26 protein-coding genes are annotated in these 25293 nt (G+C 72.3%); 14 read left to right on the top strand and 12 right to left on the bottom strand.

Annotation, left to right across the window (positions count from 1 at the left end; all coding sequences use genetic code 11):
- Positions 1-33 precede the first annotated feature (33 nt).
- The gene (locus tag HGK68_RS14075; protein WP_169166529.1) at positions 34-846 is read left to right on the top strand and encodes an SDR family NAD(P)-dependent oxidoreductase; all 813 of its coding nucleotides are present in this window, start codon (positions 34-36) and stop codon (positions 844-846) included.
- Here HGK68_RS14075 and HGK68_RS14070 read toward each other — a convergent pair whose 3' ends face one another.
- From HGK68_RS14070 to HGK68_RS14045, 6 genes are all read right to left on the bottom strand, one after another.
- Positions 847-1599: an ABC transporter ATP-binding protein gene (locus HGK68_RS14070; protein WP_169166528.1), complete on the bottom strand. Its 753-nt coding sequence runs from the start codon at positions 1597-1599 to the stop codon at positions 847-849.
- Positions 1596-2390 carry an ATP-binding cassette domain-containing protein gene (locus tag HGK68_RS14065; RefSeq protein ID WP_169166527.1) on the bottom strand — a complete coding sequence of 265 codons (795 nt, stop codon included), beginning with the start codon at positions 2388-2390 and terminating at the stop codon, positions 1596-1598. Before HGK68_RS14065 ends, HGK68_RS14070 begins: the two co-directional genes overlap by 4 nt.
- Positions 2390-3265 carry an ABC transporter permease gene (locus HGK68_RS14060; RefSeq protein ID WP_169166526.1) on the bottom strand — a complete coding sequence of 292 codons (876 nt, stop codon included), beginning with the start codon at positions 3263-3265 and terminating at the stop codon, positions 2390-2392. Before HGK68_RS14060 ends, HGK68_RS14065 begins: the two co-directional genes overlap by 1 nt.
- Complete coding sequence (locus HGK68_RS14055; RefSeq protein WP_169166525.1) at positions 3262-4218, bottom strand: ABC transporter permease; 957 nt, start codon at positions 4216-4218, stop codon at positions 3262-3264. Before HGK68_RS14055 ends, HGK68_RS14060 begins: the two co-directional genes overlap by 4 nt.
- Before the next feature lie 4 nt (positions 4219-4222).
- Positions 4223-5725 carry an ABC transporter substrate-binding protein gene (locus tag HGK68_RS14050; RefSeq protein WP_246260398.1) on the bottom strand — a complete coding sequence of 501 codons (1503 nt, stop codon included), beginning with the start codon at positions 5723-5725 and terminating at the stop codon, positions 4223-4225.
- Positions 5726-6054: 329 nt separating this feature from the next.
- A complete protein-coding gene (locus tag HGK68_RS14045; RefSeq protein WP_169166524.1) occupies positions 6055-6732 on the bottom strand; it encodes a DUF2599 domain-containing protein in 678 nt (225 codons plus the stop codon).
- A gap of 77 nt (positions 6733-6809) precedes the next feature.
- On the opposite strand from HGK68_RS14045, the gene purL reads away from it, so the two are divergent.
- From purL to HGK68_RS14020, 5 genes are all read left to right on the top strand, one after another.
- Complete coding sequence (purL, locus tag HGK68_RS14040) at positions 6810-9203, top strand: phosphoribosylformylglycinamidine synthase subunit PurL (protein ID WP_169166523.1); 2394 nt, start codon at positions 6810-6812, stop codon at positions 9201-9203.
- 91 nt (positions 9204-9294) lie between these two features.
- Positions 9295-10161 (top strand): UbiA prenyltransferase family protein, encoded by an 867-nt coding sequence (locus HGK68_RS14035; RefSeq protein WP_169166522.1) that lies wholly within the window; start codon positions 9295-9297, stop codon positions 10159-10161.
- A 69-nt stretch (positions 10162-10230) separates the two neighbouring features.
- The gene (gdhA, locus tag HGK68_RS14030; protein WP_169166521.1) at positions 10231-11568 is read left to right on the top strand and encodes an NADP-specific glutamate dehydrogenase; all 1338 of its coding nucleotides are present in this window, start codon (positions 10231-10233) and stop codon (positions 11566-11568) included.
- A 60-nt stretch (positions 11569-11628) separates the two neighbouring features.
- Positions 11629-12999 carry a glycoside hydrolase family 6 protein gene (locus tag HGK68_RS14025; protein ID WP_169166520.1) on the top strand — a complete coding sequence of 457 codons (1371 nt, stop codon included), beginning with the start codon at positions 11629-11631 and terminating at the stop codon, positions 12997-12999.
- Between the two features lie 4 nt (positions 13000-13003).
- On the top strand, positions 13004-13378 hold the full coding sequence (locus HGK68_RS14020; protein WP_169166519.1) for a sterol carrier family protein: 375 nt from the start codon (positions 13004-13006) through the stop codon (positions 13376-13378).
- Between the two features lie 66 nt (positions 13379-13444).
- On the opposite strand, the gene HGK68_RS14015 is transcribed toward HGK68_RS14020, so the two are convergent.
- Positions 13445-14089 carry an IMPACT family protein gene (locus tag HGK68_RS14015; protein WP_169166518.1) on the bottom strand — a complete coding sequence of 215 codons (645 nt, stop codon included), beginning with the start codon at positions 14087-14089 and terminating at the stop codon, positions 13445-13447.
- Between the two features lie 57 nt (positions 14090-14146).
- On the opposite strand from HGK68_RS14015, the gene HGK68_RS14010 reads away from it, so the two are divergent.
- From HGK68_RS14010 to purM, 3 genes are read left to right on the top strand one after another with little or no spacing between them, the layout of a single operon-like run.
- Positions 14147-14659, top strand: coding sequence for an ATP synthase subunit I (locus tag HGK68_RS14010; RefSeq protein WP_169164114.1), 513 nt, complete (start codon positions 14147-14149; stop codon positions 14657-14659).
- Between the two features lie 57 nt (positions 14660-14716).
- Entirely contained in the window at positions 14717-16261 is a 1545-nt protein-coding gene (gene purF, locus HGK68_RS14005) for an amidophosphoribosyltransferase (protein WP_169166517.1), read from the top strand.
- On the top strand, positions 16258-17379 hold the full coding sequence (gene purM, locus HGK68_RS14000) for a phosphoribosylformylglycinamidine cyclo-ligase (protein WP_246260397.1): 1122 nt from the start codon (positions 16258-16260) through the stop codon (positions 17377-17379). The genes purF and purM overlap by 4 nt, the downstream gene beginning before the upstream one ends.
- 140 nt (positions 17380-17519) lie before the next feature.
- Here the strand turns inward: purM and HGK68_RS13995 are convergent, their stop codons facing one another.
- The gene (locus tag HGK68_RS13995; RefSeq protein ID WP_169166516.1) at positions 17520-17705 is read right to left on the bottom strand and encodes a DUF3073 domain-containing protein; all 186 of its coding nucleotides are present in this window, start codon (positions 17703-17705) and stop codon (positions 17520-17522) included.
- Positions 17706-18211: 506 nt separating this feature from the next.
- On the opposite strand from HGK68_RS13995, the gene HGK68_RS13990 reads away from it, so the two are divergent.
- Positions 18212-18418, top strand: coding sequence for a BldC family transcriptional regulator (locus tag HGK68_RS13990; RefSeq protein ID WP_169166515.1), 207 nt, complete (start codon positions 18212-18214; stop codon positions 18416-18418).
- A 102-nt stretch (positions 18419-18520) separates the two neighbouring features.
- Entirely contained in the window at positions 18521-19042 is a 522-nt protein-coding gene (locus HGK68_RS13985) for a methylated-DNA--[protein]-cysteine S-methyltransferase (protein WP_169166514.1), read from the top strand.
- Here the strand turns inward: HGK68_RS13985 and HGK68_RS13980 are convergent.
- Both HGK68_RS13980 and HGK68_RS13975 read right to left on the bottom strand, forming a co-directional pair.
- On the bottom strand, positions 19029-19307 hold the full coding sequence (locus HGK68_RS13980; RefSeq protein WP_169166513.1) for a DUF3618 domain-containing protein: 279 nt from the start codon (positions 19305-19307) through the stop codon (positions 19029-19031). The two genes, HGK68_RS13985 and HGK68_RS13980, sit on opposite strands and share 14 nt — an antisense overlap.
- Positions 19304-19753, bottom strand: a complete 450-nt coding sequence (locus HGK68_RS13975) for a phage holin family protein (protein ID WP_169166512.1) — start codon at positions 19751-19753, stop codon at positions 19304-19306. Before HGK68_RS13975 ends, HGK68_RS13980 begins: the two co-directional genes overlap by 4 nt.
- Positions 19754-19857: 104 nt before the next feature.
- On the opposite strand from HGK68_RS13975, the gene HGK68_RS13970 reads away from it, so the two are divergent.
- The 3 genes from HGK68_RS13970 (at position 19858) to HGK68_RS13960 (ending at position 23142) form a co-directional block, all read left to right on the top strand.
- Positions 19858-20277, top strand: coding sequence for a fluoride efflux transporter FluC (locus HGK68_RS13970; protein ID WP_169166511.1), 420 nt, complete (start codon positions 19858-19860; stop codon positions 20275-20277).
- Complete coding sequence (gene crcB, locus HGK68_RS13965; RefSeq protein ID WP_169166510.1) at positions 20274-20654, top strand: fluoride efflux transporter CrcB; 381 nt, start codon at positions 20274-20276, stop codon at positions 20652-20654. The genes HGK68_RS13970 and crcB overlap by 4 nt, the downstream gene beginning before the upstream one ends.
- A 205-nt stretch (positions 20655-20859) precedes the next feature.
- Positions 20860-23142, top strand: a complete 2283-nt coding sequence (locus tag HGK68_RS13960) for a SpoIIE family protein phosphatase (protein ID WP_169166509.1) — start codon at positions 20860-20862, stop codon at positions 23140-23142.
- Between the two features lie 310 nt (positions 23143-23452).
- Here HGK68_RS13960 and HGK68_RS13955 read toward each other — a convergent pair whose 3' ends face one another.
- Positions 23453-24079: an FMN reductase gene (locus tag HGK68_RS13955; protein WP_169166508.1), complete on the bottom strand. Its 627-nt coding sequence runs from the start codon at positions 24077-24079 to the stop codon at positions 23453-23455.
- Between the two features lie 14 nt (positions 24080-24093).
- On the bottom strand, positions 24094-25269 hold the full coding sequence (locus tag HGK68_RS13950; protein WP_169166507.1) for an LLM class flavin-dependent oxidoreductase: 1176 nt from the start codon (positions 25267-25269) through the stop codon (positions 24094-24096).
- Positions 25270-25293 lie beyond the last annotated feature (24 nt).

The raw sequence follows: 25293 nt of genomic DNA, 5'->3' as shown, positions 1-25293 counted from the left end.
CCGCGCCCGCCGCTGCACCGAGAGGCCACCGCGATGTCCGCACCGTCCGACCAGACCGCCCTGCGCCCGCTCGCCGTCGTCACCGGCGCGTCCTCCGGCATCGGGCTGGAGCTGGCGCACCGCTTCGCCAGGGAGGGCTTCGATCTGCTGATCTGCGCCGACGGCGCCGATATCGCCGTGGCAGGGGACGCCCTGTCGGCCGAGGGCACCGCGGTGCGGGCGGTCCGCGCGGACCTGGCCACCGCCGAGGGTGTCGACGGACTGGTGCAGGAGATCGCCGGAACGGGACGGCCGGTCGACGCCCTGGCGCTGAACGCGGGCACCGGTCAGGGCGGTCCGTTCATCGAGACACCGCTGGACGGCGACCTGGCGGTGATCGACCTGGACGTGACCGGCACCGTGCGGCTCGCGAAGGCACTGCTGCCCGCGATGGCGGACCGGGGTGCGGGTCGCGTGTTGTTCACCGCCTCCACCGCGGCGCTGATGCCCGGCCCGTACTACGCCACCTATGCGGCGTCGAAGTCCTTCGTGCAGTCCTTCGCCCAGGCGCTGCGGCACGAGCTGAAGGACACCGGCGTCACGGTCACCTCGCTGTTGCCCGGGCCGACCGACACCGAGTTCTTCCAGCGGGCGGACATGACCGACACCCCGGTGGGCCAGGGGCCGAAGGACGACCCCCGGTCGGTGGCGGACCAGGCGTTCGACGGGTTGATGGCCGGGGACGCGGAGGTCACCACCCGGTCGCTGAAGACCCGGATGCAGTCGGCGGCCGCGGCGGTGCTGCCGGACAAGGCGAAGGCGGCGATGCATGCCGCGTTCACCAAGCCGACCGGGTCCGACGAGTAGTCAGTCCAGCCGGGGCACCGCGTCCAGCAGCCGCCGGGTGTACGCCTCGGCGGGGTCGGCCAGCACCTGGGCGGTCGGACCCTGCTCGACGACCCGGCCGTGGTGCAGCACCACCGTCTCCTCGCACAGTCGCCCGACGATGCCGATGTCGTGGCTGACCAGCACCAGGGTGAGTCCCTGCTCGGCTCGCAGCCGGTCGAGCAGGCTCACCACCTGGGCCCGCACCGACAAGTCCAGGGCGCTGACGGGTTCGTCGGCGATCAGCACGCTGGGGGAGGGGGCCAGTGCCCGGGCGATGGCGATCCGTTGGCGCTGGCCGCCGGAGAACTGTGCCGGGTACCGGCCGGCGACCTCCGGGTCCAGGCCGACCGCCGCCAGCACCTCGACCACCCGGGCGCGGTGATCGCCGGGGATCTTCAGCGACCGCAGCGGCTCGGCCACCGCGGCGCCGACCGACATCCGCGGGTCCAGCGACGAGCGCGGGTCCTGGAAGACCACCTGCACGTCCCGGCGCAGCCGCCGCAGCAGCCCGCGGTCGCGGCGGTCGAGCTGCTCGCCGCGGAAGGTGACGGTGCCGGAGGTCGGGGAGTCCAGGCCGAGGAGCAGCCGCAGCAGGGTCGACTTGCCGGAGCCGGACTCGCCGACGATCCCGACCGAACGGCCCGACTCGACGCGCAGGGTGACCCCGTCCAGGGCTCGGGTGGCACCGAAGCTGCGGGTGACCTGGTCGGTCGCGAGCACGGGGGTGGTCATCGGGTCTCCTGACGGGGCAGCTGTCCGGCGCGCGCGGCGGCGACCAGTTCCCGGGTGTACGGGTGGTCGGCGTGGGTCAGCGCGGTGGCGACCGGGGCGTGCTCGACCACCCGGCCGTCGCGCATCACCACCAGATCGCGGGCCACCCGGGCCACCACCGGCAGGTCGTGCGAGACGAACACCAGGCTGACCCCGGTGCGGTCCACCAGGTCGTCCAGCAGGTCCAGCACCTCGGCCTGCGCGGTCACGTCCAGCGCCGTGGTCGGCTCGTCGGCGATCAGGATCCGGGGCTCGCAGGCCAGGGCCATCGCGAGGGCGACCCGCTGTCGTTGCCCGCCGGAGAGCTGCCACGGGTAGGAGTCGAGGATCCGGTCGGTGTCGTCCAGGCGCACCAACCGGGCGAGCCGCACGGTCTCGGCGGCGGCGGCCGACCCGCGCAGGCCGCGGTGCAGTCGCAGCGGTCCGGCGATCTGTCGGCCCACGGTCATCAGCGGGTCGAGTGCGGTCAGCGGCTCCTGGAAGACCATCGCGATCTGCCCGCCCCGGATCGGGCGCAGCCGACGTTCGGGCAGGGCGAGCAGGTCGGTGCCGTCGAGCAGCACCTGTCCGGTGGCGGTCATCCCGTCGGGCAACAGGCCCAGGATCGCGGCGGCGGTGAGCGACTTCCCGGAGCCGGACTCGCCGACCACGCCCAGGCGGCCACCGGTGGGCAGCGACCAGGACACCCGGTCCAGCAGGGTGCGTCCGGTGGAGGTGGTCACCGTCAGGTCGTGCAGGTCCAGCAGGTCCATCACCGATCACCTCGCAGGCTCGGGTCGGTGCGTTCCCGGATGCCGTCACCGAGCAGGTTCAGGCCGAGCACCGCGATCACGATCGCCAGGCCGGGCAGGATCGCCCCCCACGGCTGGACCGTCATCGTGGACTGGGCCTCGTGCAGCAGGCGGCCCCAAGAGGCGTTCGGCGGCGGCGCACCGAGGCCGAGGTAGGACAGCGACGCCTCGGCCAGCACCGCGGAACCGCCGAGCAGCATCAGCTGCACCAGCAAGGTCGGGGCGATGTTCGGCACCACGTGCCGGGTGACCGTGCCCCACCAACCGGTGCCGGCGGCGTGTGCGGCGGTGATGTAGTCCTCGCGCAACACCCGGGCGACATTCACCCGGGTCACCCGCGCGATCACCGCCGAGCCCGCGATGCCGATGGCCCAGATCGCCGACGACAGCGAGGCGCCGCGCACCGTGACGATCAGCATGGCCAACAGCAGGGTCGGGAAGGCGATCAGCAGGTCGACGACGGACAGCAGCGCGACGTCCACCCACCTGCGGGTGGCACCGGCCAGCACGCCGACCAGCACCCCGAGCACTCCGGCGATCAGCATCGAGGCGACCGCCACCACCAGAGCGTTCCCGGCGCCGACCATGATCTGGCTGAACAGGTCGCGGCCGAGCCGGTCGGTGCCGGCCCAGTGACTCGCCGTCGGTCCGCCGAGCCGGGTGCCGCTGCTGGTGTCGTCCAGCGCGTACGGGGTCCAGAACCGGGAGACCAGGCCGACCACGGCGACCAGACCGACCAGCACGATCCCGGCGATCAACGACGGTGACCACCGACGCGGACGCGCGACCGGAGCCGCCGCGACGGCACCCACCGGGGCGGTGACGTCCACGCTCATGCCGACACCCCCGCCCGTCGCAGCCGGGGATCGATCATCCGCTGCACCACGTCCACCAGGGTGTTCATCAGCAGCACCACGGCGGTCAACGCCAGGACCAGGGCCTGCACCACCGGCAGGTCCCGACCGGTGACCGAGGTGAGCAGCAGGGTGCCCAGGCCGGGCAGCGCAAAGACGTTCTCGATCACCACCGCCCCCAGCAGCGAGGTCGCCAGTTCGATGCCGAGGATCGACACCACCGGCACCGCGGCGTTCCGCAGCCCGTGTCGACGCAGCGCCTGCCACCGGGAGAAGCCCAACGACCGGGCGGTCCGCAGGTAGTCCTGGTCCAGGACATCGAGGGTCGCCGACCGGACGTAGCGCACCATCACCGCCGACATCGCGATCGCCACCGTGATCACCGGCAGGGTCAGCGACCGGATCGCCCCGGCCGGGTCGTCCCAGCCCTGGCGCGGGAAGCCACCGGAGGGCAGCCAGCCGAGCTTCAGCGCGAAGACCAGGGCCAGCAGCACTCCGACCCAGAACACCGGCACCGCCACCCCGAGCTGGCTGATCGCGGACACGATCACCCCCACCGGCCCGCGGCGGTACACCGCGGCGATCACCCCGAGCGGGACCGAGATCAGCACCGCCAGCACGAAGGCGGACAGGCTGAGCGGCACCGTGATCGGGAGCTTGGCGGCGATCAGGTCCGCGACGGGCTGGCGGGAGGTGAAGGAGTCCCCCAGATCGCCGCGGACCAGGTCGCCCACCCAGTGGGCGTACTGCACCGGCACCGGCTGGTCGGTGCCCAGCTCGCTGCGCAACGACTCCAGCTGATCCGTGGTGGAACCGACGCCGAGGGAGGCGCCCGCAGCGTCGCCCGGCAGCAGCCGGAGCACCGCGAACACCACCACGCTGGCCAGCACCAGGGAGATCAGCAGAGCGCCGATCCGGAGCAGCACCGCCTTCATCGACTCATGACTCCCGGACGATGTCGGCGACGTAGAACGACTCGGTCACCTGGTCGGTCGGGAAGCCGGTGATCTCGGACCGGGCGACCCGGATCTGCGGCTCCAGGTACAGCCAGGCGGAGGCCGCCTCCGCACCGATGGTCTCGTTCACCTGGGTCAGGAGTGCGACCTGCTCGTCCTCGCTGGGTGCCTCGTCGGCCTGGTCGACCCACTCCTGGACCTGCGGGTTGTCGTAGCCCCAGTAGAAGTCGGGGTTGGCGTACCAGAGCACGTCGCGCGGGTTCACGTGGCCCATCAGCGTGGTGTCGAAGTCGTGGTCGGTGTAGACCTTCTGGTACCAGGTCGCGTCGTCGATCGGGTTCGGGGTGAGGGTGACGCCCACCGCCGCGAGGTTCTTGGTCAGCAGCGCCAGGATCGCCTCGGTGGTGTCGTCCGGGATGTAGTCCACCGAGATGGACAGATCCGTGACGCCTGCCTCGGCCAGGAGTGCCTGCGCGCCCGCCGGGTCGTAGGCGTTCTGCTCGGACAGGTCGACGTACCAGGGGTCGGTGGGCGGCACCATCGACCCGATCACCTGGCCGTAGCCGTCCCACACCGCCGCCAGGATGGCCTCGCGGTCGATCGCGCGGTACAGCGCCTGCCGGACCCGGACGTCGTCGAAGGGCGCCTGCCGGTCGTTGAAGGCCCAGATCTGCTTGGTGGTGCTGGTGCCCTCGGTGATGGTGAAGTCCGGGTTGTCCTGGAACTGGACCAGCTGGTCCGGGGAGTCCTCCGCGATCACCAGATCGAGGTCGCCGGTCAGCAGCGCGTTGTTCAGCGCGGTGGTGTCCTGGAAGAACCGGAACGTGACACCGGAGTTCTTGGCCGGCTCACCCCAGTAGTCGTCATTGCGCTCGATGGTGAGGTGGTCGCCCTGCACCCACTCGACGAACCGGTAGGGGCCGGTGCCGTTGTCCGAGTCCAGCTCGGTGTCACCGTTCTTCACGATGGTGATCGACGCGAGGTAGAAGGTCAGGCCCTGCGACGGGCGGGACAGGTCCAGCTCCACCGTGTCGTCGTCCACCGCGGCGACGTTCTGGATCGTCTCCAGGTCGCTCTTGCGGGCGGCCTTGGAGTCCGGGCCGATCGCCTCGGTGATCGACCACACCACGTCGTCGGCGGTCAGGTCGGTGCCGTCGTGGAAGGCGGCCTCGGTCTGCAGGTGGAAGGTGTAGGTCAGGCCGTCGTCGGACACGTCCCAGGACTCGGCCAGGGTCGGGATGACCGTGCCGTCCACGTCGACGCTGGTCAGCCCCTCGAAGACGTTCCTGGTCATGGTCTGGGACACGCCCGAGGACCCGCCGACGTTCCGCACCAGGCCGGTGGGCTCGTTGGTGGAGCCGATCACGATCTCGGCGTCGTCGGCCGCGGTGGCGTCACCGCCGGAACCGCCGGAACCGCAGGCGGCCAGGGCGAGGGCCGCGACCAGAGTGAGGGAGACGCCGAGACCGGCGCGAGGAATTCGCACGAGGTGGTTCCTTTGCGGAGAGCCCAGGACGGCTGGGCAGGAGGGGTGCGCCGCGTTCGAGCGTACGGGTGGGCCGGAATCGGCGCGCAGGGGAGGGGGCGGGGTAACCCGCGGGGACCGTCGACCGGTCGGGCGTGCTCAGTGCCTTGGCGCCTCAGTGCTCAGTGCTCAGTGTTCGGCGCCGGGGGCACGCGGTGCGTCAGGTCAGCGACAACAGCACGCGGCGGTCGACAGGGGTCGACAGCTGCGGGTGCGAGGGGTGTCGGTGAGGTGGCGCATGGTGGTCCAGACAGTAGCAGCGGGCGGATTGTTCCCCGGTGAGACTCGGATCACTCCGGATTGCACCGCTCCAGCATGGTCTGCACCAGCCCCACCTCGGGCCGCCACGGCTCCAGGTTCCAGCTCTCCTTGTCCGGTGCCCCGATCTGGTGGCAGGTCAGCTGGTCGTGCATGCCCTGGCTGTCGGCGTCGGGTGCGGCCGCGATCACCTGGGCCCAGAGCAGGGCGTCCACCGCCAGGCCACCGCCCCGGGCCCAGTCGCTCGGCACCACGGCCAGCGACCGACCGCCCTCGTCGTCCCGGTCGGCCCAGGTGGCCGAGCGGACGGCGACCGTGGCCAGGGTGACGGTGGCCGACCCGGTGAGCGGGGTGAGGGTCAGGGTGTCGCCGTCCAGGGTGCTGGTGGCGCCGTCGACGTCCAGGGCGGCGACGGCTGTGCCGGCGGTGTCGCGCAGCAGGACGCTGCCGTCGGCGAGGGGCTCGGCGGCGGTGTCGGCGGGCAGGGTGATCTGCAGGGTGCCCGACGTGCTGACCGTGGTCGCGCCGTCCTGATCGACGGTGGGGTCGGTGGGGGCAGGGTCGAGCGAGACGGTGACGTCACCGACGGTGAGCGGGGTGCCGACCGATGCGCTGGTGACCGGGGGAGGCGTCGGCGTCGGTTCCGGGCGCTCGGGCCCCGCGGTGCATCCGGCCAGCAGCACCAGCACGACGATCAGGAGACGACTCATGGTGAGGCGACGGTAGCCTGTGCCCCGACGCCGTCAGCGCCCCGGGTCTCCCGGGCACCCCAGTCGCAAGGGATCCGATGAGCACGTCCACCCGCAATCAGAGCGCGGCCATCACGGACGCCACCGACGCCACCGACACAGTCGAGAACGCCGTCGCCACCCCGGATCAGGAGCAGCCCTTCGCGGAGCTGGGTCTCAAGCCGGAGGAGTACCAGCAGATCCGGGACATCCTGGGTCGCCGCCCCACCGCCGCCGAGCTGGCGATGTACTCGGTGATGTGGTCGGAGCACTGCTCGTACAAGTCGAGCAAGAAGCACCTGAGCACCTTCGGCAAGAAGACCACCGACGCGATGCGCGAGCACCTGCTGGTCGGGATCGGGGAGAACGCCGGCGTGGTCGACATCGGCGACGGGTGGGCGGTGACCTTCAAGGTCGAGTCGCACAACCACCCGTCCTACGTCGAGCCGTACCAGGGTGCGGCGACCGGGGTCGGCGGCATCGTGCGGGACATCATCTCGATGGGTGCCCGCCCGGTGGCGGTGATGGACCAGCTGCGGTTCGGGGCGATCGACCACCCGGACACCGCACGCGTGGTGCACGGGGTGGTCTCCGGCGTCGGTGGCTACGGGAACAGCCTCGGCCTGCCGAACATCGGCGGTGAGCTGGTGTTCGACGCCTCCTACCAGGGCAACCCGCTGGTGAACGCGCTCTGCCTCGGCGTGCTGCGGCACGAGGACATCCACCTGGCGAACGCCTCCGGGGTCGGCAACAAGGTGGTGCTCTTCGGGGCGCGCACCGGTGGCGACGGCATCGGCGGCGCCTCGATCCTGGCCTCGGAGACCTTCGACGACGCGAAGCCGTCCAAGCGGCCGAGCGTCCAGGTCGGCGACCCCTTCATGGAGAAGGTGCTGATCGAGTGCTGCCTGGAGCTGTTCGCCGCCCACGTGGTGGAGGGCATCCAGGACCTGGGCGCGGCGGGCATCTCCTGCGCGACCAGCGAGCTGGCGTCCAACGGTGACGGCGGCATGCACGTCGACCTGGAGAACGTGCTGCTGCGCGACCCGACCCTGACCGCGGGCGAGATCCTGATGTCCGAGTCGCAGGAACGGATGATGGCCGTGGTCCGGCCGGAGCAGCTGGACGCGTTCCTGGCGATCACCGCCAAGTGGGACGTCGAGACCGCCGTGATCGGCGAGGTGACCGGCACCGGTCGCCTGACCATCGACCATCACGGCCGCCGGATCGTGGACGTGGACCCCAAGACCGTCGCGCACGAGGGACCGGTGTACGACCGGCCGTACTCGATGCCGACCTGGCAGGCCGAGCTCAACGCCGACACCGTGGCGGTGCTGCCGCGGCCGGAGACCGGCGCCGAGCTCCGGCGATGCGTGCTGGACCTGCTGGCCTCGCCGAACCTGGCGTCCAAGGCCTGGGTCACCGACCAGTACGACCGGTTCGTGCAGGGCAACACCGCCGCCGCGCAGCCGGATGACGCCGGGGTGATCCGGGTCGACGAGTCCACCGGTCTCGGGGTCGCGCTGGCCACCGATGCCAACGGCCGCTACGCCAAGCTCGACCCGTTCACCGGTGCGCAGCTGGCGCTCGCGGAGGCGTACCGCAATGTCGCCGCCTCCGGTGCGCGGCCGCTGGCGGTCACCGACTGCCTGAACTTCGGCAGCCCGGAGGACCCGGCGTCGATGTGGCAGCTGGTGCAGGCGATCGAGGGGCTGGCCGAGGCGTGCCAGACGCTGTCGGTGCCGGTCACCGGCGGCAACGTCTCGCTCTACAACGGCACCGGCGAGCCCGGGAAGATCGATTCCGCGATCCACCCGACCCCGGTGGTCGGCGTCCTGGGTGTCCTGGACGACGTCGCCAAGGCCGTCCGCTCCGGGTGGTCCGAGCCGGGCCAGTCGGTGTACCTGCTGGGCACCACCCGCTCCGAGCTGGACGGCTCGGCCTGGGCCGAGGTGGCGCACTCCCACCTGGGTGGTCTGCCGCCGCAGGTCGACCTGGAGGCCGAGCGCCGCCTGGCCGAGGTGCTGATCCGCGCTGCACGGGACGGGGTGGCCGACGCCGCCCACGACCTGTCCGAGGGTGGTCTGGCCCAGGCACTGGTCGAGTCCAGCCTGCGCTACGGCGTCGGCGTGCAGGTCGACCTGGCGCCGCTGGCTGAGCGCAGCGGCCTGACCCCGTTCGAGCTGCTGTTCTCCGAGTCCACGGCCCGCGCCCTGGTCGCCGTGCCCCGGAGCGAGGGCGTCCGGCTGGAGGACCTGTGCACCGCGCAGGGGGTGCCGGTGCTGAAGATCGGTGAGACCGCCGAGGCCTGCACCCCGGGTGCCGGGGCTCCGGTGGACGAACTGCCCGCCGATCACGTGCACGCGGCCGCGGTCGAGGTGCAGGGCCTGTTCACCCTCCCGCTGGCCGAGGCGCGGGAGGCGTTTGAGGGGACGCTGCCCCGGTACTTCGGCTGAGTAGCGCCACTCAACTTCACCGCCCGACCACTCAAAACGCAGCGTTCGACCCCCTCAGCCGTGTTCGGCTGATCCCGACTGAGGGGGTCGCATGGCTGTGCAGACAGTGGCGGGACGGGCCAGGGCTGGGCGGTGCCTGGACCTGCTCCGGCCGTACCAGTGGCACAAGAACCTGATCGCTGTCGGTCCGGCGCTGGTGTCGCAGGGCACGATGTCGCTAGCGGGGTGGGCGCGAGTGGCCGCCGCCGTGCTCGCGCTGATCGTGATGTCCTGCCTGGTCTATCTGCTGAACGACGTCGCCGACCGGCACCGGGACCGCCTGCACCCGCAGAAGTGCCACCGGCCGATCGCCTGCGGGGACGTGCCGGTGCCGACGGCGGGCTGGCTGGCGGCGGCCCTGCTCGCGGTGCTGGTGGCGGTCCTGGTCGAGCTGCCGCAGGTCGTCGTCCCGGTGCTCGGCTTCCTCGGGATCAACCTGCTCTACAGCCTCGGGCTGAAGCGGGTGGCGCTGCTGGACCTGAGCCTGGTGGCGGCCGGGTTCGTGCTGCGCGCCTGGGCCGGGGCGCTCGCCGCCGGTGTCTCGCCGAGCCCGTGGGTGTACTGCTCGGCCTTCGCGCTGTGTCTGATGCTGGTGCTCGGCAAACGACGGCACGAGCGCACTGTGGCGGGCGACCGGCTCGACCATCGGCCGGTGCTGACCGGCTACCCGGTGACCTTCCTGGACCAGGCGGCGGTCCTGGCCGCCGCGCTCGCGGTCATGGCCTACGCCCAGTCGTTCCCCCGGGACCCCGGGCCGGCGGGACCCGTGCTGGTGGTGATCGCCAGCATCGGCGTGCTGCGCTGCCTGCAACTGGCGGCGGTGCACGGCGGGATCGCCGACCCGTCCCGGTTCCTGATCCGGAACCGCGGACTGCAGGCGATCACCGTGCTCTGGTGCCTCGCGCTGTTCGCGAACTGAGACGGGTGTGCCGGTTTCCCCCGGTTCGGGGGGACCATGGCGGTTCAGCCGCACGTCAGGAGCCATTCCATGCACCCCCGCCTCACCCCCGTGTTCGAGGAAGTCCTGCGCCGCAATCCCGGCGAGACGGAGTTCCACCAGGCGGTCAGGGAGGTGTGCGGCAGCCTCGGCCCGGTGATCGACGCCCGGCCGGAGTACGCCGACGCCGCGGTGCTGGAGCGGCTGTGCGAGCCGGAGCGGCAGATCATCTTCCGGGTGCCGTGGGTGGACGACGCCGGGCAGATCCGGGTCAACCGGGGTTTCCGGGTCGAGTACTCGTCGGTGCTCGGGCCGTTCAAGGGCGGGCTGCGGTTCCACCCGTCGGTGTACCTGGGGATCGTGAAGTTCCTCGGCTTCGAGCAGGTGTTCAAGAACGCGCTGACCGGCATGCCGCTGGGTGGCGGCAAGGGTGGGTCCGACTTCGACCCGCGTGGCCGCTCGGACGCGGAGGTGATGCGGTTCTGTCAGTCGTTCATGACCGAGCTGGCCCGGCACATCGGGGAGTACACCGACGTCCCGGCCGGTGACATCGGGGTCGGCACCCGGGAGATCGGCTACCTGTTCGGGCAGTACAAGCGGATCACCAACCGCTACGAGTCCGGCGCCCTGACCGGCAAGGGCGTCGAGTGGGGCGGATCGCTGGTCCGCACCGAGGCGACCGGCTACGGCACGGTCATGTTCGCCCAGGAGATGCTGCGCACCCGGGGCCGGTCGATGGCCGGGCTGCGGGTGGTGGTCTCCGGCTCCGGCAATGTGGCGCTGCACGCGGTGGAGAAGGCCCAGCAGCTCGGTGCCGTCGTGGTCGCCTGCTCGGACTCGCAGGGGGTGGTGGTCGACGAGGGCGGGTTGGACCTGGCGCTGTTGAAGCAGGTCCGGTTGGCCGAACGCCTGCCGGTGGGGGCCTACGCCGAGCGGCGGCCGAACGCCCGCTACGCCGCCGGTGCCCGGGTCTGGGACGTGCCTGCCGAGGTCGCCCTGCCGTGCGCCACCCAGAACGAGCTGGACGGTGCCGACGCCACCCGGCTGGTCGCGAACGGCGTTCTGGCGGTCGCGGAGGGCGCGAACATGCCGACCACCCCGGAGGCGATGGAGGTCTTCCAGCGGGAGGGGGTGCTGTTCGCGCCGGGCAAGGCCGCCAACGCCGGTGGGGTGGCCACCTCCGCGCTGGAGATGCAGCAGAACGCCAGCCGGGACGCCTGGAGCTTCGAGTACACCGAGGAGCGGCTGGCCGACATCATGCGCGGCATCCACGACCGGTGCGCCGCCACCGCCGAGGAGTTCGGCGCACCCGGTGACTACGTGGTGGGCGCGAACATCGCCGGGTTCACCCGGGTGGCCGACGCCATGCTCGCCCTCGGGGTGATCTGAACACCGACCGGCCCTAGCCTGTGCTCGCGGGTCCGGATCGTCCGGCGGAGGGGACAGGCGATGACGCGGCGAGCGACGGTGCTGCTGGGCGGGACGTTGGTCGGCGCGGTGCTGGTGGTGGTCCTGGTGATCGCCCTGCTCGGTCGGGGCACGGGGGACGGCGATCCGGTGCGTCCGGTCGCCGCCAGCACCACGTCCGCCCCCGCGCCCAGCCCGGTCGCCACCGACGACAGCTGCGCGGCGCGGCTCACCGTGACCGGCACCTGGCCGGGCGGGTTCGGCGCCGAGCTGGTGGTGACCACCGCGACGGCTGCCCCGGACTGGCGGCTGAGCTGGACGCTCTCCGACGGGTCGACGGTGACCGAGGCCTGGGGCGCCACCCTGGTCTCCGGCGGCGTGGACGGCGTGCCGGTGCAGGTGACCGCGCCCGACTGGGCCACGGACCTGTCGGCCGGGCAGTCCGCCACCGTGGGCTTCAACGGTGAGCGGACCGGTGACGCGACCCCGACCCTGGTCGGTGCCACGCTGAACGGCGCCGCCTGCGGCGGACAGCTCCGCACGGCTGACCCGACGACGACCCCGTCGAGCGCCACCGGCTTCTACGTCGACCCTGACACGGTGGCCGGACAGGCGGCGCAGGCGGCCAGCGGTGCTGACCGTGCTGTGTTCGAGCGGATCGCCGACACCCCGCAGGCGCACTGGGTGCTGGACCCCGACCCGACGGCCGCCGCGCAGGATGTCGCCGCCTACACCGGTGCCGCCGTGGCTGCCGGGAAGACCGGCGTGCTGGTGATCTACGCGATCCCCGGCCGGGATTGCGGCGCGCACTCGGCCGGTGGCAGCACCGAGGACGGCTACCGGAGCTGGATCGCCGCGGTCGCCGACGCGATCACCGGTGCCCCCTGGGTGGTGCTGGAACCGGATGCCCTCGCCCAGGTCGGCGACTGCGACGGGCAGGGCGACCGGGTGGGGATGCTCCGGGACGCCGCCGCGCAGCTGGACGCCGCCGGTGCCCGGGTCTACCTCGACGCCGGGCACGCGCGGTGGCTGTCCGCCGAGGAGGCGGCCGCCCGGATCACCGAGGTCGGCACGGAGCACCTGACCGGCTTCGCGCTCAACGTCTCGAACTACGTCGGCACCGAGGAGACGGTGCGCTACGGCGAGGCGGTGTCCCAGGCGACCGGCGACCTCGGGTACGTCGTCGACACCTCCCGCAACGGCAGTGGCAGTGACAGCGACGAGTGGTGCAACGTGCGCGGCCGCTCGCTGGGCGAGGACCCCCGGCTGATCGACGACGACACGGCGCTGGACGCCGTGCTGTGGATCAAGCACCCGGGTGAGTCGGACGGCACCTGCAACGGTGGACCCGAGGCCGGGCAGTGGTGGCCGGAGATCGCCCGCGAGCTGGTCGGCGGCGCCGGGGCAGAATGACGCCATGCCTCCCCGTCGCCGCACCGACCCCGCCGTCGGCCGCGCCGCCGTCACCACGTGGCGCGACCACCCCGACGATCTGAGGGCGCGACGCACCGCCGTCCGCTTCACCTTGGAGGAACTGGCGGACGTCGCCCCCGGTCACACCGTCGAGGTCCGGGTCCCGCCGGACGGCGCGGTGCAGGCGATCGACGGTCCGCGGCACACCCGTGGCACCCCGCCGAACGTGGTGGAGACCGACCCGGAGACCTGGATGCAGCTGGTCACCGGCGCGGTGCACTGGGACGACGCCGTCGCCGACGGCCGGGTGTCGGCCTCGGGGGAGCGGGCGGACATCTCGATGCTGCTGCCGTTGCAGGCGGTGCGGCGCCGGGACTGACCGGCCGCATCCGGCCGTCGCAGGACCACCTCGGCTTGATGCCGCCCGACCCGGAGGGGCCGGGGGTCAGCGACGGTCCAGGATTACCGTCTCCCCGCGCTCGACCGACACCGCACCGCTGGTGGCCGCCGCGACCACCGCGTCCAGGTCGTCCAGCCCGGCAGGGGCGACCACCAGCGTGATCACCGCCCGTTCGCCGTAGTCCACCCCGCGCACCTCGGCGTCGTGAGCCTCGCACCAGGCGGCCAGCACCCCGTGCAGCCGCCCCGCGTCCTGGTGTCCCACCCGGAGCGTGACCACGGTGGCGGCGAGCCGGCGCAGCAGCACCGCCCGGTCCAGCGTCTCGGACACCGCCGTGGAGTAGGCGCGCACCAGGCCACCGGCACCGAGCTTCACCCCACCGAAGTACCGGGTGACGACCGCGACCAGGTCGGTCAGCTCCCGGCGGCGGAGCACCTCCAGCATCGGGATGCCCGCGGTGCCGGAGGGTTCGCCGTCGTCGTTCGACCGCTGCTGGTCGGCCCCAGTGCCGACGATCAGGGCGACGCAGTGGTGCCGGGCGTCCCAGAACTGCTTGCGGCGGGCGGCGATCAGCGCGTCCGCCTCCGCGACTGTGCGCACCGGGGCGACCAGGGTGAGGAACCGGGACTTCTTCTCCACCAGCTCGTGCTCCACCGGTGCGGCGATGGTCGACGGATAGGCGGAGATCACAGGGACGAGCCTAGGTGGCGGGACGTGTCACCCGGGTGCGGCACCTAGGATCGCCGCATGGCCGATGGACAGCAGCGACCCCGCCCGGACGCCCCCGGACCCGATGCGGCGGCGCAGCCCACCGACGCGACGCAGCCCACCGACGCGACGCAGCCCACCGACGCGACGCAGCCCACCGACGCGACGCAGCCCACCGACGCGACGCAGCCCACCGACGCGACGCAGCCCACCGACGCGACGGGGACCGAGCCGTCGGACGCGCCGGACCTGCCCACCGAGCAGCACCTGGCGCAGATCGCCGAGGACGCCACGGTGCGCCGCGCCCCCAAGATCGGTGCGTTCATCACCGCCGGTGCGTTGCTCGGCATCGTGCTGGGCTTCGTGCTGGCCCTGATCTTCGCGAACGCCGACCCGGGTGCGCTGGCCGCGGAGCAGGGCCAGGCGTTCATCAGCGCCTTCGAGGGGGAGGGCGCGATCCGGTTCATCAGCGCCGTGGCCGGTGGCTGCCTGGGTGCGCTGGTCGGGGCCGGTGCCGCCGTGTGGGCTGACCGGCGCAGTCGTCGAGGCTGACCGACAAAAGCCGCAGATCGTCCGACCGGCACAGTGGGGTGTGTCACCATAGGACCTGTGGCCCCCCGCGGAGACGGACTCCTCAACCACGACCTGATGCCGGGTGAGAAGGGACCTCAGGACGCTTGTGGCGTCTTCGGGGTCTGGGCACCCGGTGAAGAGGTCGCCAAACTCGCCTACTTCGGGCTCTACGCCCTCCAGCACCGCGGACAGGAGTCCGCGGGCATCGCCACCTCCAACGGTGAGCAGCTGCTGGTCTACAAGGACATGGGCCTGGTTTCGCAGGTCTTCGACGAGACAGCGCTGAACGCACTGCACGGGCACATCGCCGTCGGGCACGCCCGGTACTCGACCACCGGCGGCTCCACCTGGGAGAACGCCCAGCCGACCCTCGGCCCCACCGCGGGCGGCACCGTCGCGCTGGCGCACAACGGCAACCTGACCAACACCGCGGAGCTGGTGGAGCTGGTCGCCGAGCGCTACGGCAGTCAGCGGCGTGGCGAGCTCGCCCGCGGGAACACCACCGACACCGCCCTGGTGACGGCGCTGTTCGCCGGGGACCCGGACCGGACGCTGGAAGCCACCGCGATGGAGGTGCTGCCCCGGCTGTGCGGCGCGTTCAGCCTGGTCTGGATGGACGAGCACACGCTGTACGCGGCCCGCGACCCGCAGGGGGTCCGGCCGCTGGTGCTGGGTCGCCTGGAGCGCGGCTGGGTGGTCGCCTCCGAGACCCCGGCGCTGGACATCGTGGGCGCCTCGTTCGTCCGCGAGGTCGAGCCGGGCGAGTTGATCGCGATCGACGCCGACGGCCTGCGCACCCGCCGCTTCACCGAGCGCCAGCAGCCCGCCGGGTGCGTCTTCGAGTACGTGTACCTCGCCCGACCGGACACCACGATCAGCGGACGCTCGGTGCACGCCGCCCGGGTCGAGATGGGTCGCCGCCTCGCCCAGGAGCACCCGGTGGAGGCCGATCTGGTCATCCCGGTGCCCGAGTCCGGCACCCCCGCGGCGGTCGGGTACGCCCAGGCGTCCGGCATCCCGTTCGGCCAGGGCCTGACCAAGAACGCCTACGTCGGCCGCACCTTCATCCAACCGTCCCAGACGCTGCGCCAGCTCGGCATCCGACTGAAGCTGAACCCGCTGCGCGAGGTGATCCGTGGCAAGCGGCTGGTGGTGGTCGACGACTCGATCGTGCGCGGCAACACCCAGCGCGCCCTGATCCGGATGCTCCGCGAGGCGGGCGCCGCCGAGGTCCACGTCCGGATCAGCTCGCCGCCGGTGAAGTGGCCGTGCTTCTACGGCATCGACTTCGCCTCGCGTGCGGAGCTGATCGCCAACGGCCTGTCGGTGGACGACATCGGGGCCTCGCTCGGTGCCGACTCGCTGGGCTACATCTCGATGGACAGCATGATCGCCGCCACCGAGCAGCCGGCGAACCAGCTGTGCACCGCGTGCTTCTCCGGCCAGTACCCGATCGAGCTGCCGCCGGCCGACCGGCTGGGCAAGCACCTGCTGGAGCAGAACGAACTGCCGTTGGGCCCGGACGGCCTGACGACCATCGTCCCCTCGACCGGCGGATCCTCCGCCCTGGAGCAACCGTGACCAGCAGTGTGTCCCAGCCCGTGACCTACGCCGCCGCCGGTGTCGACACCGAGGCCGGTGACCGCGCGGTCGAGCTGATGAAGGACGCCGTGCGGGCCACCCACGGGCCCGAGGTGCTCGGCGGCGTCGGGGGCTTCGCCGGTTTGTTCGACGCCTCTGCCCTGACCGGATACCGCCGCCCACTGCTGGCGAGCTCCACCGACGGGGTGGGCACCAAGGTCGCCATCGCCCAGGCGATGGACGTGCACGACACCATCGGCTTCGACCTGGTCGGCATGGTGGTGGACGACATCGTCGTGGTGGGCGCCCGGCCGCTGTTCATGACCGACTACATCGCCTGCGGGAAGGTGGTGCCGGAGCGGATCGCCGCCGTGGTGCGCGGGATCGCCGCCGCCTGCGAGGTCGCCGGGACCGCGTTGGTCGGCGGCGAGACCGCCGAGCACCCGGGTCTGCTCGCACCGGACGAGTACGACGTGGCCGGGGCCGCCACCGGCGTGGTCGAGGCGGACGACCTGCTCGGCCCGGAGCGGGTGCGGACCGGTGACGTGCTGCTCGCCCTCGGGTCCTCCGGGCTGCACTCGAACGGGTACTCGCTGGTGCGCCGCGTGATCGACGTGGCCGGTTGGTCGCTGGATCGGGAGGTGCCCGAGTTCGGCCGCACGCTGGGGGCCGAGCTGTTGGAGCCGACCCGGGTGTACGCCGCCGACTGCCTGGCGCTGGCCGCGACGGGCGGGGTGCACGCCTTCAGCCACGTGACCGGCGGCGGGCTGGCGGCGAACGTCGCTCGGGTGCTGCCGGCCGGGCTGGTCGCCGACATCGATCGCGCGTCCTGGGAGCTGCCGGCCGTGTTCCAGGTCGCCCAGCACCTCGGCCAGGTGCCGTGGCACGACCTGGAGCGCACCCTGAACCTCGGGGTGGGCATGGTGGCGATCGTCGCGGCGGACCGCGCCGAGGCGCTGACCCGGGAGGCCGGACGACTCGGCCTGCCCGCCTGGACGCTGGGCGAGGTGCGCGCGCTGGACGGCGAGCTGGACACCCCGGGTCCGGACCTGGTCGCGGGGACCAAGGGTGTGCAGGGCGGTGCCGTGCGGCTGGTGAACAGCTACCGGGTCGCCTGAGCGCGATCCCAGCGGCGGGTCGGAGCCGCACGGCGGCGCTCGGACGGCGCACGCTGCGATCCGAGCGCTGACGGTTCGGACATGCATCGCCCGCGGTGGGAATGACCGCACCGCGGGCGATGTCTGTCAGTCCGACGAGGTCAGCGCTCGTCCGCCCAGCGGGAGTAGTCGTCCTCGTCGTCGGAGTCCTGTCGGCTGTCCGTGACCAGGTTGCTCCTGGGTTCCGTGAGCTCTCGCTCGAGGACCCGGTAATCCGGTTCGGGGCTGAAGTACTTCAGCTCCCGAGCCACCTTGGTCTGCTTAGCCTTCTGACGGCCGCGCCCCATGGCACCGACCCCCTCAACGTGGAAGCGGGGCGGCTCCGTGCAAAGACGTGCGGCCCCGGGATGCTGGAATATCTGTTCGATTGGCAACGGTACATGCCTGGTCCGCGATCCGGCCACTCGCGGGGACCGCCGGATCCACTCGGACGGCCCTCATTCGGCAGGTGAGGGGTGTTCCGGCCTTGTGAGCTTGCTCACGTACGGGTGAGGGGCGGCCGCCGAACGGGTGTCCGGATCACCCGGGTTCGCGGCGTTTTCGCCCTGGTCGGGGACTTGACGCGCCAGCGTGGGCGTTACGACCTATCCTGTCCTGATTAGTGATGGTTGTCCGGGATGGGATGTTGGTCCCTCTTGGGTGGCTCTCCGCGTGGCAGGGTGACCTGTGTTCCGGGGGGCAACGCATGAGGAACACGCATGCCATGACGATCGGTCCAGCAGGGGCCGTGAAGCGACCAGACAACGGGGGCGTCACCGCGACGGTGGTGCCCTCTCCGGCCTCGGAGGTACCCATGTCCGCTCCCCACACCGAGAACGAGGTGCTCCTGACGCCCTCGGAGGTCGCCTCGCTGTTCCGGGTCGACCCGAAGACCGTGACGCGTTGGGCCAAGGCGGGGAAGCTCTCCTCGATCCGGACCCTCGGCGGTCACCGGCGGTACCGCGAGACCGAGGTCCGCGAGCTGCTGGTCGGCATCCCGGACCAGCGCGACGACTCCTGATCCACCCTGATCCACCCGATCGGCACCGCGGGCGACGACGACGACACCCGCGGTGTCCGAATTCCGCCAGCACCCGGCCCGCGCGCGGCGCAGGATGGGGGCATGACGACCACCCCGCTGTCCGTGCAGGTGCTGGCGACCCCGGCCGGCCCGCTCACCGTGATCTCGTCCCCCGAGGACGACGTGGTCCGCGCCGCCGGATTCACCCCGGTGGACGTCCTGGCCGCCCGACTGGGTGCCGTGCTGCGGGCACGGGGCATCCGCAGCGAACCGGGCAACGGTCCGGTGGCCGACGCGGTGCGGCGGTACGCCGACGGTGACCTGGACGCGCTGGACGCGGTAGCGGTGGAGCAACCGGGCGGCCCGTTCACCCAGCGGGCGTGGCAGGTCATGCGAACGATCGCGCCCGGCAGCACGCTCACCTACGCCGAACTCGCCCAGGCAGCAGGGAACCCGGCCGCCGTCCGGGCTGCCGGGTCCGCCTGCGCACGCAATCTGATCGCACCCTTCGTCCCCTGTCACCGGGTGCTGCGCACCGGAGGGGCGATGGGTGGGTACTACTACGGCCTCGACGTGAAGCGGGCGCTGTTGGCCCACGAGGCGGGGCTGCTCAGCGTCGCTTGATCGCCAGCACGACGAGTCCGGCCACGGCCGCGACGCCGCCCGCGAGGATCGTCCGCGCCCGGGTGCGGTTGCTCGGGTCGGCGGCGGGGTCGCTGCCCACCGCGTCCCGGACCAGCCGGGACGCCGACTCCTTCGCCTCGGCGACCTGGGTACGCGGGTCCAGCTTCGCCGCGAGGGCGTCCGCGGTCGCCGCCAGGTCGGCACGCGAGCGGAGTACCTCGGCCTCGTAGTCGGAGACGGTCAGCTTCGGGGTGTCGTCGCTCATCGCTGCAGACCTTCCTTCACGGCGGTGGTGACGGCGTCGGCGTCCTGCTTCACGCCGTCGATCGCCTTCTCCGGGGTGGGCGGGACGCCCTGCTTGAGCTTCTTGATCCCGACCATCGCGAGCACCCCGACGACGACCAGCAGCACCACCAGCACGATCAGCGCCGCGAGCCAGGCCGGGAACGCCTCGGCCAGCGCCAGGATCACCACGGTGAGCAGGACCGCGAAGGCGAAGAAGCCGAGGAACCCGGCCGCTGCCAACAGGCCGATGCCGATGCCGGCGGCCTTCGCCTTCTCGGTCAGCTCCGCCTTGGCCAGGTCGATCTCGGCGCGCACCAGTCGGGCGGTCTGCTCCGACATCTGGCTGATCAGATGGCCGAGTGACGGCTGTGCCTTGGGCGGATCGGTGACGGGGGAGGGTCCGGACGGGCCCGATGCGAACGTCATGCCTGTGCTCCTTCGTCCGTGTGCCGGATCCCAGTCTGTCCCGAACCGGCGCTCGGCGCAGGTCAGGGCACTGATCAGCCTAGCGAGAGTGCGACGATGAGCCGGTGACCCCACCCGCGCACCGGCGACCGCTGCTCGTGCTGCTGGTCGCCGTGACCGGTGCGGCCGGTGCCCTGAGCCGGGCGCTGATCGGTGCCGGGTGGCCGCCGGTGCACGGCTGGCCGGTCGGGACACTGACGGCCAACCTCACCGGCGCGCTGGCGCTGGGGGTCGTGCTTGAGGTGTGCGCGCGCTTCGGGCCGCAGCACCCCGGGGCGCTGCGGGCACGGCTGGCGATCGGCACCGGATTCCTGGGCGGGTACACCACCTTCAGTGCCCTGGCCCTGGAGACCGAGCGGCTGCTGGCCGACGGTGCCGCGGCGCAGGCGATCGGCTACGTGCTGGGCACCATGGTCGGCGGGGTGCTGCTGGGCTGGGTCGGGATCCGACTGGGCAGGCTGCTGCCGCTCGGGGCGGACCGATGACCGGGGGACTGGCGGTCCTGCTGGCGCTGGCGGGCGGGATCGGCGCCGCGTGCCGGTTCTGGCTGGACGGGGAGATCCGGCTGCGATGGCGCACGGTGCTGCCGGTGGCGACCATCGCGATCAACGTGACCGGGTCGCTGCTGATCGGGCTGATCGCCGGGGCACACCTGTACGCCGGGCTGCCGACGGGGTGGCAGACGGTGCTGGCCACCGGCTTCTGCGGCGGCTACACCACCTTCTCCACTGCGGCGGTCGAGACGGTGCGGTTGGTGCAGGACGACGAGCTGCCGCGGGCAGTGGCCAACGCCCTCGGCACCGTGCTGCTGACCGTGGCCGCCGCGGCGCTCGGGATCGCGCTGATCGCCTGGACGGTGTGACGGGCACGGTGTGACGGGCACGGGGCCGGCGGTGGCGGGGAACCGCCGCTCGGGTCACCCACGCCACCGCTGGACGCAGGACTGAACGCCTGAGAAGCTGCGGGCCGGGTTGCTCGTGACCGTGGCCGCCCGGTGCGTCCGCCCACCGGCGGGAGCTCCCCCAGGTCCCGACGACCCTCAGGACGGAAGGCGGTGTCACCGCCACATGACCGACGCTCTCGACCACACCTGGTTCGTGTCGCCCGAGGTCACCATCGACCTCGACAACTGCGCGCGCGAGCCGATCCACATCCCCGGGTCCGTGCAGCCGCGCGGGCTGCTGATGGTGGTGCAGCTGGCGGACGGGATCATCCGCCAGGCATCGGAGAACGTCCACGAGCTCCTCGGGAAGCCGGTGGACGAGGTGGTGGGTCGGACGCTGGTCGAGGTGCTCGGCGCGGTCGCCGACGGCACCGTCCGCGATCAGCTGGACGACGTGCCGGACACCCGGGTGCGCAATCCCGGGCTGGTGCAGGTCGTGGTCGGCGGTGCCGTGGTCGACCTGGACGTGGTCGTGCACCGTCCGCCGAGCGACGCCTCGGTGTTCGTGCTCGAGCTCGAACCGGCCGACGGCATCCGGCCGCTCACCTACGGCACCACCTACGAGGGTGTCCGGGACGCGATCGCCGAGCTGAACCGCGGCACCACGCTGCCCGAGCTGTACGACCTGGCAGCGCGGCACGTGCGACGGCTGACCGGCTTCGACCGCGTGATGATCTACCGCTTCGACGCCGACTACAACGGCGAGGTCGTCGCCGAGGCCAAGCGGGACGAGCTGGAACCCTTCCTCGGGCTGCACTACCCGGCCTCCGACATCCCGCCGCAGGCACGCGCGCTGTACGAGAAGTCCTGGATCCGGTTGATCTCCGACGTGGACTACGTCCCGGTGCCGGTGGTGCCCGCACTGCCCACCCCGCTGGACCTGACCTACGCCAGCCTGCGGTCGGTGTCGCCGATCCACTGCGAGTACCTGCGCAACATGGGCGTCCGCGCCTCGATGTCGATCTCCCTGCTCCGGGACGGGAAGCTCTGGGGGATGATCGCCTGCCACCACTACGCCGGGCCCCACGCGCCCTCCTACGGGGTGCGGGCGGCGGCGGAGTTCCTGGCCGTGGCCCTGTCGCTGCGGCTGATCGCCCAGGTCGACCAGGACGTGCTGGACGCGACCCGGGCGTCCTCGGCGATCCTCGCCCGCCTGGTGGCCGCCTCCCGCGACGAGGAGCGGTCGTTGGCCCAGGCCCTGACCGGTGACGACGCGCTGCTGGAACTGGTACCCGCCGACGGGGTGCTGGTCTGCGCCGACGGCGACCTCGCCTCGCGGGGCCGGGTGCCGGACGACCCGCAGCCATTGCTCGACTGGGTGACCTCCGGCGAGCTGTCGACGGGTGGCGGCAGCCTGGTGCCCGGTGGTCCGGTCGCCGCGACCGGTGACCGCGCCGGGGTGCTGGTCCTGGACGGGCTGCCGGAGGACGCGCCCACCGTCCCGGGGGTGGCCGGGATCCTGGCCCTCGCGCTGCCGGACGGCGGAACCGTGATCTGGCTCCGGGACGAGGTGATCCGGACCGTCGACTGGGGCGGCGACCCGACCGGCAAGGAGGTCGTCCAGGACGGCGACCGATTCCGGCTCAGCCCGCGGCGGTCCTTCGACCTGTGGCGCGAGCTGGTCCGTGGCCGTTCGGCACCCTGGGAGGAGGTCCAGGTGACCGCCGCCGACGACCTGCGCGGGCATCTGGTCGAGGCGCTGTTCCGACGCGGACAACGCGAGATCCGTGCCGCGCAGGCGGTGCAGCGCGCCCTGCTCCCGGCCCGGATGCCCGCGGTCGACGGCTGGCAGGTGGACGCGCACTACCGTCCGGCGGACGGTGGCCGGGTGGGCGGCGACTGGTTCGACGTGCTGCGATTGCAGGACGGCCGGATCGCGGTCGCGGTCGGCGACGTGACCGGTCACGGACTGGCGGCGGTCGGCGCGATGGGTCAGCTGCGAAACGCCGTCCGGGCCTACATGGTCGACTCGGCCTCGCCGGCGCGCGTGCTGCACCGGCTGGCGACGCTGGCACGCTGGACCCTGCCGGGACAGATGGCGACCCTGGTGCTGGTGGTGATCGACCCGGCGACCGGGCGCTACGAGTACTCCTCCGCCGGACATCTGCCGCCGCTGCTGGTCACGGACTCCGCGGCATCCTGGCTGCGGGTGCTCGGGTCGCCGCTGATCGGTCTGCTGGACGGTCCGCCCGCCGAGGAGTCCGGCACCCTGGAACCGGGTGAGCGGCTGGTGCTGCTGTCGGACGGGGTGATCGAACGCCGGGGGGAGTCGCTGCGGGTGGCGATGGACCGGGCGGTGGCGGGCATCCCGCAGGCGCGCCCGGGGCACCTGGACGCCCTCGTGCACGGGCTGCGCGACCCCGACTCGGACGACGACGCGACCCTGGTGCTGATCGCCCGGGACTGACCGCTCCCCGCCCGCTCCCAGCCCGCCACCCCGAGGTCGGCCGTCTCCCGGCCGTGCCGAGGTCGGCAGTTGGCCCCCGAGGTCGGCACTTCGCGCCTGAGGTCGGCAGTTGGCCCCCGAGGTCGGCACTTCGCCAGGCCGGTTGTGGCGTCGACTGCCGACCTCGCCCGCGGGGGCTCAACGCCCGCAGGCGTACGGCGCGTCGGCGGCTGCGCGGGGCGTTGGCGCTGCACCCGGGGGCGGCTGGTGTGCGGCGCAGACGACGGTCGCCCCGGGACGCGCGGGAGTCCCGGGGCGATCGGCGGTCGGATCAGCCGCCCAGCAGGCTGGCGAAGTCCGGGGTGCCCGCGAACGGGTCCTCGGGTGCCGTGCGCGGGTCGCGGGCCGCGATGGTCCGGGCGAACTCCGTCCCGGCCCGGGCGATCCGGGTCGGCAGCGGGCTGGGCTCACCGGCGGTGCTGCCCGCCGCCCAGTCGTCGGTGGCGGCGAACACGGTGGTGGTCGCCACATCCGCCCGCAGATACGTGAACAGCGGGCGGATCGAGTACTCGAGGGCGAGCGAGTGCCGCGGGGTGCCACCCGTCGCGCCGATCAACACCGGCAGTCCGGTGATCGAGTCCTTGTCCAGGATGTCGATGAAGCTCTTGAACAGCCCGGAATAGGTCGTGGTGAACAGCGGGGTGACGGCGATCAGGCCGTCGGCGCCGGTCACCGCCTCGATCACCTCGGTGAGCGCCTGGCTGGCGACACCGCCGGTGAGCATGGCGTTGATGATGTCGTGCGCCACGTCCCGCAGTTCGATCACCTGCACCTCGGCCGGGACGCCCTGGGCGCCCAGCTCGGTGCGGGTGGCCTCGGCCAGTCGGTCGGCCAGCAGTCGGGTGGAGGACGGCTGGGACAGACCGGCCGAGATGGCGACGATGCGACGGGTGGTCATGGTGGTGATGCTCCTCAGCGGGTCACCGCGTCAGCGGCGGCCAGGTCGTCTTCGGCGGTCTTGCCGGTCCAGTGGTCGGCGGCGGCCTGCTGCTGCTCGTGCACCTGTCCGGCGGCACGGGCGGCGGCGACGCGCTGCGCGTGGCTCGGCGGGTCGGAGGGGACGTGGGCAGGACGGTCGGACTCCATCTCCTTGCGGAGCACGGGAACGACCTCGCCGGCCAGGATGTCCATCTGCTCGAAGACCGTCTTGAGCGGCAGTCCGGCGTGGTCGATCAGGAACAGCTGGCGCTGGTAGTGGCCGACCTCGTGCCGCAGGGCGGCGTAGCGGTCGATCACCTGCTGCGGCGATCCGACGGTCAGCGGGGTCTGGTCGGCGAACTCCTCCAGGGAGGGCCCGTGACCGTAGACCGGCGCGACGTCGAAGTAGGGGCGGAACTCGTTCACCGCGTCCTGGGAGTTCTTCCGCATGAACACCTGGCCGCCGAGGCCGACGATCGCCTGGTCCGCCTGGCCGTGGCCGTAGTGCTCGAAGCGCTGGCGGTAGAAGTTGACCATCTGCTTGGTGTGGCTGATCGGCCAGAAGATGTTGTTGTGGAAGAAGCCGTCCCCGTAGAAGGCCGCCTGCTCGGCGATCTCGGGGGAGCGGATCGAGCCGTGCCAGACGAACGGCGGGACGCCGTCGAGCGGGCGCGGGGTGCTGGTGAAGCCCTGCAGCGGGGTGCGGAACTTGCCCTCCCAGTTCACGACGTCCTCGGTCCACAGCCGCCGCAGCAGCGCGTAGTTCTCGATCGCGAGCGGGATGCCCTGGCGGATGTCCTGGCCGAACCAGGGGTAGACCGGGCCGGTGTTGCCGCGGCCCATCATCAGGTCCATCCGGCCGTCGCTGATCACCTGGAGCATCGCGTACTCCTCGGCCAGGCGGACCGGGTCGTTGGTGGTGATCAGGGTGGTGGCGGTCGACAGCTGGATCTGCTTGGTCCGGGCCGCGAGGTACCCGAGCATCGTGGTCGGGGAGGAGGCGACGAACGGCGGGTTGTGGTGCTCACCGGTGGCGAAGACGTCCAGCCCCACCTCGTCGGCGTGCTCGGCGATCGCCAGGATGTTGCGGACCCGCTCGGTGTCGTCGGGCACCCGGCCGGTGTGGGGGTCAGGCGTGATGTCGCTGACCGTGAAGACTCCGAACTGCATGGCGTGCTCCTGGGGATCAAAGTC

The organism is Cellulomonas taurus (assembly GCF_012931845.1).
In the GTDB taxonomy this organism is placed as follows: domain Bacteria; phylum Actinomycetota; class Actinomycetes; order Actinomycetales; family Cellulomonadaceae; genus Cellulomonas; species Cellulomonas taurus.
This window is presented reverse-complemented; position numbering and strand designations above follow the sequence as displayed.

Bases quoted from the DNA above. Each gene is read 5' to 3' on its own strand.
- HGK68_RS14060 (WP_169166526.1), bottom strand. From the start codon at position 3,265: ATGAGCGTGGACGTCACCGCCCCGGTGGGTGCCGTCGCGGCGGCTCCG.
- crcB (WP_169166510.1), top strand. From the start codon at position 20,274: ATGACCGGGGGACTGGCGGTCCTGCTGGCGCTGGCGGGCGGGATCGGC.
- HGK68_RS14075 (WP_169166529.1), top strand. From the start codon at position 34: ATGTCCGCACCGTCCGACCAGACCGCCCTGCGCCCGCTCGCCGTCGTC.
- gdhA (WP_169166521.1), top strand. From the start codon at position 10,231: ATGCACCCCCGCCTCACCCCCGTGTTCGAGGAAGTCCTGCGCCGCAAT.
- HGK68_RS14070 (WP_169166528.1), bottom strand. From the start codon at position 1,599: ATGACCACCCCCGTGCTCGCGACCGACCAGGTCACCCGCAGCTTCGGT.
- HGK68_RS14020 (WP_169166519.1), top strand. From the start codon at position 13,004: ATGCCTCCCCGTCGCCGCACCGACCCCGCCGTCGGCCGCGCCGCCGTC.
- HGK68_RS13980 (WP_169166513.1), bottom strand. From the start codon at position 19,307: ATGAGCGACGACACCCCGAAGCTGACCGTCTCCGACTACGAGGCCGAG.
- HGK68_RS14010 (WP_169164114.1), top strand. From the start codon at position 14,147: ATGGCCGATGGACAGCAGCGACCCCGCCCGGACGCCCCCGGACCCGAT.
- HGK68_RS14025 (WP_169166520.1), top strand. From the start codon at position 11,629: ATGACGCGGCGAGCGACGGTGCTGCTGGGCGGGACGTTGGTCGGCGCG.
- HGK68_RS14045 (WP_169166524.1), bottom strand. From the start codon at position 6,732: ATGAGTCGTCTCCTGATCGTCGTGCTGGTGCTGCTGGCCGGATGCACC.
- HGK68_RS13975 (WP_169166512.1), bottom strand. From the start codon at position 19,753: ATGACGTTCGCATCGGGCCCGTCCGGACCCTCCCCCGTCACCGATCCG.
- HGK68_RS13990 (WP_169166515.1), top strand. From the start codon at position 18,212: ATGTCCGCTCCCCACACCGAGAACGAGGTGCTCCTGACGCCCTCGGAG.
- HGK68_RS14065 (WP_169166527.1), bottom strand. From the start codon at position 2,390: ATGGACCTGCTGGACCTGCACGACCTGACGGTGACCACCTCCACCGGA.
- HGK68_RS13960 (WP_169166509.1), top strand. From the start codon at position 20,860: ATGACCGACGCTCTCGACCACACCTGGTTCGTGTCGCCCGAGGTCACC.
- HGK68_RS13955 (WP_169166508.1), bottom strand. From the start codon at position 24,079: ATGACCACCCGTCGCATCGTCGCCATCTCGGCCGGTCTGTCCCAGCCG.
- HGK68_RS13985 (WP_169166514.1), top strand. From the start codon at position 18,521: ATGACGACCACCCCGCTGTCCGTGCAGGTGCTGGCGACCCCGGCCGGC.
- HGK68_RS13995 (WP_169166516.1), bottom strand. From the start codon at position 17,705: ATGGGGCGCGGCCGTCAGAAGGCTAAGCAGACCAAGGTGGCTCGGGAG.
- purL (WP_169166523.1), top strand. From the start codon at position 6,810: ATGAGCACGTCCACCCGCAATCAGAGCGCGGCCATCACGGACGCCACC.
- HGK68_RS13950 (WP_169166507.1), bottom strand. From the start codon at position 25,269: ATGCAGTTCGGAGTCTTCACGGTCAGCGACATCACGCCTGACCCCCAC.
- HGK68_RS14055 (WP_169166525.1), bottom strand. From the start codon at position 4,218: ATGAAGGCGGTGCTGCTCCGGATCGGCGCTCTGCTGATCTCCCTGGTG.
- HGK68_RS14035 (WP_169166522.1), top strand. From the start codon at position 9,295: ATGGCTGTGCAGACAGTGGCGGGACGGGCCAGGGCTGGGCGGTGCCTG.